Here is an 8,132-nt window from a genome sequence, read left to right as displayed (position 1 = left end):
TCGGTGCCGTAGAGGCGGACGTCGTAGCTGCCTTCGCCATAGTCGAGGATGACGACGTTGGCGTCCTTGACCGCGGTGAAGACACCGCCGAGGCGCTTGGCGGCGGCGGGTGGATGGGTGAGGAAGAGGGTGACGAGAGTCGCGGGAATACCAAACCGAAGCGATCGGCGGTGCATGGGACTTTGCTCCTCAGGGAAAGGCCTTCGAAGGACGGCGAGACGTTGTTGAGTACTTTACCGCACCTTTCTACGGAGATCTTTTCCCGCAGGGGACTGGTAATCTTTCCTTGACATGAAGCCTGTCCGGACGCAGAAGGCCGCAGTCGTGCTGGTGTCGGGGTTCGTTCTCCTCGGCCTGGCCGGTTGTGCTGCGGGTGGGCGCTCCCCACGGACGCCGCCGAGCGCCGAGGTTGCAGGCGCGAGCGCCGGAGCCGAGCCGGTCGAAGCACCGGGAGCGGGGCCGGGAGCCTCTCCCGCGGCGTCTCAGGCCGAGGGGAACGCCCCCCCGGCGACAGATGGGTCGCCGGCGGAGATCGAACCCGGGGAGGCGGCGGATCCGAATCCGGCTGCGTCCGCCGCCGGGAACGCGGCGGAAGCCGTGGCGGAGACGAAGACAGGGAGAGGCAGGAAGAAGGGCGTCGGGCGCAGCATCTGCCGGCAGAAGGGGGGCGTGGACGAAGAGCTCATCGACGAGGCCCACCGCAAGCTCTACGAGACGCTCTGCGGCGCAGCGCTCTGGTTCGATGGGCTTTTCGGGGAGCGCAACGAAGCCACGATCGCCTCGGCGCGGGGCGTCAGCGGCCGGCTCGAGATCTCCGGGCTGAACTCCGACTACGAGGGCACGAAGTTCCGCGTGCGCGGCAATGTGCGCTTCGATTTTCCGAACCTCGACCGCAAGTGGAACGCCTTCATCGGCCGGGACGAGCCGAACGACTTCATCCGCGACCGCACCGAGGGGCTCGCCCTGCGCTCGCAGTTTCTCGACTTCGCGGACGAGAACCGCTGGCTCGCCGGGCTCGGCTACTCGCTGCCGGGAACCTACCAGCAGCGCACCGACTTCCGGGTGGGCGGCAAGCTCGGATCCGAGCCGGAGATCTTCGTTCAGGGCCGCCACCGGCGAAACTGGCTCATCAACGACCGCAACCTCTGGCACTTCCGCGAGACCGTCTTCTGGACCAATCGCGATGGCTTCGGCAGCACGACGAGCCTGGACTTCGACCATGTGGTCAAGCGCACCATGCTCCTGCGCTGGGGCAACATCGGGACGATCTCGGAAGCGACCGACGGCCTCGAATGGCGCTCGGCCATGCTGCTCTACCAGAGCCTGAATCCGGTCGGCAGGGCGCTCGCCTACGAGGTGTTCATCCGCGGCGAGTCCTCGCACGAGGTTCCTCTCAAGGAGTGGGGCGTCCGCGGGGTCTATCGTCAGCCGCTGATGCATCGCGACTGGCTCGCGGGAGAGGTCGTTCTCGGCTACAGCTGGCCGCGCTTCGAGCTCGAAGACGACCGCGAGGGCTCGCTCACCGTCGGCCTCGGCCTCGAGATCCTGGTCGGCGGCTGGCGCTAGCCGGACCTTTTCGCCCGATCCCGATCCGCAGCGACCTCACTTCACCTTTGGCGTCTCGGTGCCGTAAACGTAACTTTCGAACCAGGGCTGCCAGTCCTTGCCGGTGATCTGATTGAGAATTCCGACGAGGTGGCGGGTCTCGCCCGTCTTGAACTTGAAGTTCTGGGCGTAGGCCCGCAGCCATGCCATGAAGTCCTTCTCGCCCTTTGCTTCGCCCTCCTGGCGATGCAGCTCCTGGCGGAGCGCGTGCAGGACGAGCGGCCCCTTGGCGTACCAGAGGTGGCGCACGGCATAGGCATCCGAGTCCTTCTCGCCGGAGATGTGGGGTGCCAGGAAAATACTGCCGCCGTCGCCGATCTCCTTCGACTGGGACTTCCAGTCGGAGAGCTGGCGATGGAACAAGTACTCGCCCTGCTTCTTGTCCTTCATGGTGCGCAGCAGGCATTCCGCCGAGGTGTAATCGGCGAGGCTCTCGGAGAGCCAGTTCTCCTCGTCGCGGTAGACCTTGGCGACATGCGGAAACCAGCTATGGGCGACCTCGTGCGCGATCCGTTCGTTGACGCCCCGGGTGTACCAGGCGGCCATGACCGCGGCTTCGTCGTCCCCCTGGGAGCGTGCCGGAGTCATGAAGGCCTCCTGGGTGATGAAGATGACGCCGGGGGGCGCCTGTCCCCAACCCCAGTCCTTGATCTCCACGACCTGGAGATCCTGGAACGGGAACGGAACGCCCAACCAGTGCTCCATGCAAGCGCGGATGCCGAAGATGATTCCGGAGAGGCGCTCGGCCTCGACCGACCTCTGGGCGGCGTAGGTCGAGACGTGCACGCGCAGGCCGTCGAGCTCGCGCGAAAAGGTCTCGTACTTGCCGGCGATCGCGACCGCCCATTGCGCGGGCACGCCGACCGAGGTCGTGACGCGCTCGCCGGTCGCGGTCTTCTCGCGTTTCAGGACCTCGCCCGAAGCGAACGGCACGAACGGCGCGGCGGACTCGACGCTCATTTTGAAGGTCGAGTACTCGCCGCCGACTCCCGCGAGCTTCGGGTACCAGGCCTGGGTGCGCAGTATCCAGTAGCTGTTGCTTTCCGGACGATCCAGGACGTCGCCCTGAGTGCGGATCTCGAGCGTCGCGGTCTGGTGGAGCGCCAGCGGTTGCGGGAGCTCCACGAGCAGGGTCCCTTCATCCTGGACGTAGAGCGCCGGCGCGCCGTCGACCCGCACCGACTCGAGGGCGAGCCGGCGGGCATGGCCGTCGGAGTCGCTGAAGTCCTGCAGGAGCGAGAAGGGAAGCACCCGGATACCCGCGCGCAGCGCCTGGACCTGCACCCGCGTCTGGATCGTGGCGTGGTCGGCGCGGTCGTTCACCAGCTCGACCTCGGTTGCCACCGACACGACGTCGAGCGGCCGCGGATCCCACCACTTCGAGTCGATCGGTTGCGCGACGATCTCCTCCCATGTCCAGCGTCCGCCGTAGATCCGGACGTCCTTGTCGATCCGCCGTAGTCGGGCGAGGCTCTCGAGGCGTACCGGGCGGCGGGGATCGAAGTCGAAGAGGTAGTCGTCGCCCTGGCCGCGCAGCGCGGCCCAGCGGTAACCCGGGTCGCCGTTGCGATCCGAGACCAGGCTGTCCGAAGCCGGATTGGCGCCGAGTTTTGCCGCGAGGATCTCGGTGAGCCAGGAGGGGAGGCGCGCCCCCGGATCGATCTCCGGGCTGAGGTCGGCGAGTGCCGGGTCAGCGCCCCAGGCCGCTACTCCGAGAAGCGGCAGGGTGAGGACGACGGCCGCCCCATCGGGGCGCGCGACGAGTGCCGGCGAGTGCTTGAGATTTCGCCGCGCGAGCGGGATCGAGAACGGGTCTTCGATGCGGTAAGAGAGGGTGGTGGTGCCTTCGATCCAGATCCCACAGACGCGGCCTGCGGCGATGAGCGGCCGGGCGCGCGCTCCTGGTCCGGTGCGGAACTCCGCCCGCCCGATCCGCAGGACGCCGCCAGCCAGTTCGAACGCCCCGCCAACGGCCGGCTGTTCGAGCGCGCGATAGACCTCTGCCAGAGGATTGGGCACCTCGCCGACCGCCGCCGCCGGGGAAGGTGCGCCTGCGGCGGCCGCCGCGAGGGGCCCGGCAAGCAGCGCGAGCATCGTGATCAGCGTTGTCGGCAGGGCGGGGCGCGTTGCCTGGTGCACGGCGGGCTCCTCATGGAGAGCGGGTCTCCCGGGAGTCTAGCCTGCCGCAAGAGTCGCCTCGGCGCGCTCCGGCGCCGGGACGATCTCGACCTCGAGCGCATCGCCCGTTCGCGGAACCACTCCGACCCGGACGACGGTGCCCGCGACGGCCTCGCCGGCGATCAGGGCACGGGCGATGCGGCTCTCGAGCTGCTTCTGCAGGAAGCGCTTCAGCGGGCGGGCGCCGTAGACCGGGTCGTAGCCGGAGCGGGCGACGAGCTCACGCGCTTCCGCAGTGAGCTCGAGACCGACCTGGCGCTCGGCGAGGCGATTGCGGAGCTCGGTCGTCAACAGGTCGACAATGCGCTCGATCTCCGGCAGGGTGAGCGGCCGGAAGAGCACGGTGTCGTCGAGCCGGTTCAGGAACTCCGGCCGGAAGTGCTGGCGCAGCTCCTTCATGACCGCGTCGCGAGCCGCCTCGCGGATCTCGCCGCGATCGGTGACCCCCTCGACGAGGAACTGCGAGCCGATGTTCGAGGTCAGAATGACCACCGTGTTCTTGAAGTCCACCGTGCGCCCCTGGGCGTCCGTCAGGCGACCGTCGTCGAGCAGCTGGAGGAGCACGTTGAAGACGTCGTGATGGGCCTTCTCGACCTCGTCGAACAGGATGACGCAGTAGGGTCGCCGCCGCACCGCTTCGGTGAGCTGACCACCCTCCTCGTAGCCGACGTAGCCGGGGGGGGCGCCGATCAGCCGCGAGACGGTGTGCTTCTCCATGTACTCCGACATGTCGATGCGCACCAGGTTCTCCTCGCTGTCGAAGAGCGCCCGCGACAGGGCCTTGGCGAGCTCGGTCTTGCCGACGCCCGTGGGGCCGAGGAAGAGGAACGAGCCGATCGGCCGGCGCGGGTCCTTGATTCCGGAGCGCGCGCGGAGCACGGCGTCGGCCACCGCCTGCACCGCCTCGTCCTGGCCGACGACGCGCTCGTGCAGAATGGCCTCGAGGCGGAGGAGCTTCTCCTTCTCCCCTTCGACCAGCCGGGTGACCGGGATGCCGGTCCAGCGCGAGACGATCTCCGCGATCTCCTGATCGGTGACCTCTTCTCTCACCAGACGCAACTTCGCTGACCCGGCGGAGCCGGCGCCGGCTCCGCCGCTGGCTCCGACACCGGCGGTCTCGGCGTCCGCAAGCTTTTTTTCCAGTAAAGGCAAGAGCCCATGGCGGAGCTCGGCTGCCTTGTTCAGGTCGTAGCTGCGCTCCGCGGCTTCGACACCTTGCTTCAGCTGCTCGATCTCTTCGCGAAGTTTCCTTACTTTACCGATCGCTTCTCTCTCGGCGTCCCACTGCGCCTTGAGCTCGCCATGGCGGTCCTTGAGGTCGCCCAGTTCCTTGCGCAGATCCTCCAGGCGGCGCTTGGATTCCTTGTCCTTCTCCTTCTTCAGTGAAGCTTCTTCTATTTCGATGCGCAGGACCTTGCGCGTCAGCTCGTCGAGCTCCTGCGGCATCGAGTCGATCTCGGTGCGGATCATGGCGCTCGCCTCGTCCATCAGGTCGATCGCCTTGTCGGGCAGGAAACGATCGGAGATGTAACGGTTCGAGAGTGTGGCCGCGGCGACGAGGGCGTTGTCCTGGATCTTCACGCCGTGATGGATCTCGAAGCGCTCCTTGAGCCCGCGCAGGATCGAGATCGTGTCCTCGACGCTCGGAGCGTCGACCATCACCGGCTGGAATCGCCGCTCGAGAGCGGCGTCCTTCTCGATGTTCTTGCGGTATTCGTCGAGCGTGGTCGCGCCGATGCAGTGCAGCTCGCCGCGCGCCAGCATCGGCTTGAGGAGGTTTCCGGCGTCGGGGCTGCCCTCGGTCTTGCCGGCGCCGACGATGGTGTGGAGCTCGTCGATGAAGAGGAGGATGCGGCCCTCACTCTGCTTGATCTCGTTCAGCACCGCTTTCAGGCGCTCTTCGAACTCGCCGCGGAACTTGGCGCCCGCGAGGAGCGACCCCATGTCGAGCGAGAAGAGGACGCGATCCTGGAGCCACTCCGGCACGTCGCCGCGCACGATCCTCTGGGCGAGGCCCTCGACGATGGCGGTCTTGCCGACACCGGGCTCGCCGATCAGCACCGGGTTGTTCTTCGTCTTGCGCGACAGGATGCGGATCACCCGCCGGATCTCGGCATCGCGCCCGATCACCGGATCGAGCTTGCCGGCGCGCGCCTGACTCACGAGGTCGACGCCGTATTTCTCGAGCGCTTCGTAGGCGGCCTCCGGCTCGGCGGAGGTCACCCGCTGGCTGCCGCGAACGGCGGTGAGCGCCTGCAGGAACTTCTCGCGCGTCACGCCGAACTGCTTGAGGAGCTTCGGCGCCGCTCCGGTCGGGCTCTCGTCGAGAATGGCGAGAACGAGGTGCTCGACGGAGACGTATTCGTCCTTGAGGCGTTTGGCTTCGCTCTCCGCGACGCCAAGGAGCTTCTGCAGGCGTTGCGTGATGTAGATCTTGCCCGGCTCGACGCCGCTGCCGGCGACCTGGGGCTTTCTCGCGAGCTCGGCCTCGAGGCTCGAAAGGAGGGCCGCCGGGTCGAGCTCGAGCCGGGAGAAGAGCCGGGGAACGAGACCCTCGGGCTGGGCGAGCAGGGCGGCGAGCAGGTGCTCGACGTCGACCTCCTGATGCCCGCGTTCGGCCGCGCGCGTTTGCGCGGTGGACAGGGCTTCCTGGGACTTCTGGGTCAGGCGATTCAAGTCCATTCTCAGACTCCTTCCCCTCGGGGATGAAACGTCGACGCGCTGCGCAGCTCGGCGAAGAGCTCCTTCTCCCTTTCACTGGGGCTTTCCGGGACGACGATGCGGACCTCTGCGTACAGATCCCCGGGCTCGTGGGCTCCCGAGGCCCCGCTCCCGGCCGGGTAGCCGCGACCCTTCACCCGGATGCGCCGGCCGGACGAGGTCCCGGCGGGCACCCGGACGCGCACCTGGCCGTCCAGGGTGCGGATCTCGGCTTCGCCGCCGAGGACCGCTTCCCAGGGGGTGACTTCGAGGCTGGTGAGGAGATCGCGACCTTCCAGCCGGAAGCGCGGGTGGGGGAGGAGCTCCACCTTCAGGAAGAGGTCTCCCGGCGCCCCTCCGGAGCGCCCCTCCTCGCCCTTGCCGGCGACCCGGATGGTCTGTCCCGGACGCATGCCGCGCGGCAGGTTGACTTTGATCCGGCGCGGCTCGCCCGGGGTGCCGTTGGAGATCTGGAACTCCCGAACGCCGCCGGCGAGCGCCTCTTCCAGGCTGAGCGTCAGGACGACCTCCTGATTCGCTCCCGGGCGCGCCCAACCGCCGCGGCCCTCGGTCTCCCAGGAGGCCCAACCGCCGCGTCCGCCAGGGCCGGCAGCCCCGCCGGGGCTGCCCGCGCCACCCGCCGAGCCCCGAGCGGCCTGGCCGAAGAGCATCTCGAAGAAGTCCGAGAAGCCCGAGGCGCCGCCGCCGAAGCCGGCGCCGCCCGCGCCGAAGCCCTCGAAGCCACCGGCTCCGCCGGCGTGTGGGCCGGCCTGTTCGCGCTGCTTCCAGGTCGTGCCGAATTGGTCGTATTTGGCGCGCTTGTCAGGGTCTTTCAGGACCTCGTTGGCCTCCGAAACCTCTTTGAAACGGGCCTCGGCGCCCTTCTCCTTGCTCACGTCCGGGTGGTACTTGCGCGCCAGTTTCCGATACGCCTTCTGGATCTCCTCCTGCGACGCATCGCGCGAGACGCCCAGCACCTTGTAGTAGTCCTTGAAGTCCACCCGGCCCCCTCTCCTTGCGCCCTAACTTGAGTCCAAGAAGATCATATTTTGTAACCCAGGAAGAGCCCGGTTCATTCCAGGTGCGCAAAAAAAAGGACGCGCCGCAGCGCGTCCTTTCACCTGCTCCCCGGCGCCGCGGCTTCAGGGGGCCTGGAGCGCGAAGTGCTCGTAGTTCTTGGCGATGAACTGCTTCCACTTGTCCGGCACCTCTTCGGCCGGGAAGATCGCCTGCACCGGGCAGGCGTCCACGCAGAGGCCGCAGTCGATGCACTCCTCGGGGTGGATGTAGAGCATCTCGACGTCCTCGTTCTTGCCGTAGATGCAGTCGACGGGGCAAACGTCGACACAGGATGTGTCCTTCACTCCGATACAGGGCTCGGCGATGATGTGCGGCATTCCCCCGGATCCTTTCGGCGCAGCCATGAGAACCAGTCGCTGACAACCAGTCGTTCGCGCGCCGCTGCATTGTAGCGGCTCGCAGGCAGCCGCTCAACCGGCGGAGGCGCCGTCGAGGTTCGCCCGGGCGTGTGCGAGTGCGCCGAGGATCGGCATTGCCGCGCTGCGGCAGGACGGTTGACAGGCTTGCCGCACTGCGGTATAAATCTCTTGCGGATGCCGCGATGCGGCAAGCCGCAGAAAACCGGGTGC

General features: G+C 67.6%; 5 protein-coding genes. 1 reads left to right on the top strand and 4 read right to left on the bottom strand.

Going from position 1 to position 8,132, the window contains the following annotated elements; translation table 11 throughout:
• The first annotated feature begins 291 nt into the window (after positions 1-291).
• Positions 292-1,566: a hypothetical protein gene (locus KBI44_14985; GenBank protein MBP9145786.1), complete on the top strand. Its 1,275-nt coding sequence runs from the start codon at positions 292-294 to the stop codon at positions 1,564-1,566.
• 36 nt (positions 1,567-1,602) lie between these two features.
• On the opposite strand, the gene KBI44_14980 is transcribed toward KBI44_14985, so the two are convergent.
• The 4 genes from KBI44_14980 to KBI44_14965 form a co-directional block, all read right to left on the bottom strand.
• On the bottom strand, positions 1,603-3,744 hold the full coding sequence (locus KBI44_14980) for a hypothetical protein (protein ID MBP9145785.1): 2,142 nt from the start codon (positions 3,742-3,744) through the stop codon (positions 1,603-1,605).
• Positions 3,745-3,780: 36 nt separating this feature from the next.
• A complete protein-coding gene (gene clpB, locus KBI44_14975; GenBank protein ID MBP9145784.1) occupies positions 3,781-6,465 on the bottom strand; it encodes an ATP-dependent chaperone ClpB in 2,685 nt (894 codons plus the stop codon).
• A 2-nt stretch (positions 6,466-6,467) separates the two neighbouring features.
• A complete protein-coding gene (locus tag KBI44_14970; protein MBP9145783.1) occupies positions 6,468-7,484 on the bottom strand; it encodes a J domain-containing protein in 1,017 nt (338 codons plus the stop codon).
• A gap of 141 nt (positions 7,485-7,625) precedes the next feature.
• Positions 7,626-7,880, bottom strand: coding sequence for a ferredoxin family protein (locus tag KBI44_14965; protein MBP9145782.1), 255 nt, complete (start codon positions 7,878-7,880; stop codon positions 7,626-7,628).
• Between the last annotated feature and the right edge of the window lie 252 nt (positions 7,881-8,132).

It is taken from the genome of Thermoanaerobaculia bacterium, assembly GCA_018057705.1.
Lineage (GTDB): Bacteria > Acidobacteriota > Thermoanaerobaculia > Multivoradales > JAGPDF01 > JAGPDF01.
This window is presented reverse-complemented; position numbering and strand designations above follow the sequence as displayed.

What these genes read in the sequence shown, in the direction of transcription:
- KBI44_14985 (MBP9145786.1), top strand. Translation starts at nt 292, where the DNA reads ATGAAGCCTGTCCGGACGCAGAAGGCCGCAGTCGTGCTGGTGTCGGGG.
- clpB (MBP9145784.1), bottom strand. Translation starts at nt 6,465, where the DNA reads ATGGACTTGAATCGCCTGACCCAGAAGTCCCAGGAAGCCCTGTCCACC.
- KBI44_14965 (MBP9145782.1), bottom strand. Translation starts at nt 7,880, where the DNA reads ATGCCGCACATCATCGCCGAGCCCTGTATCGGAGTGAAGGACACATCC.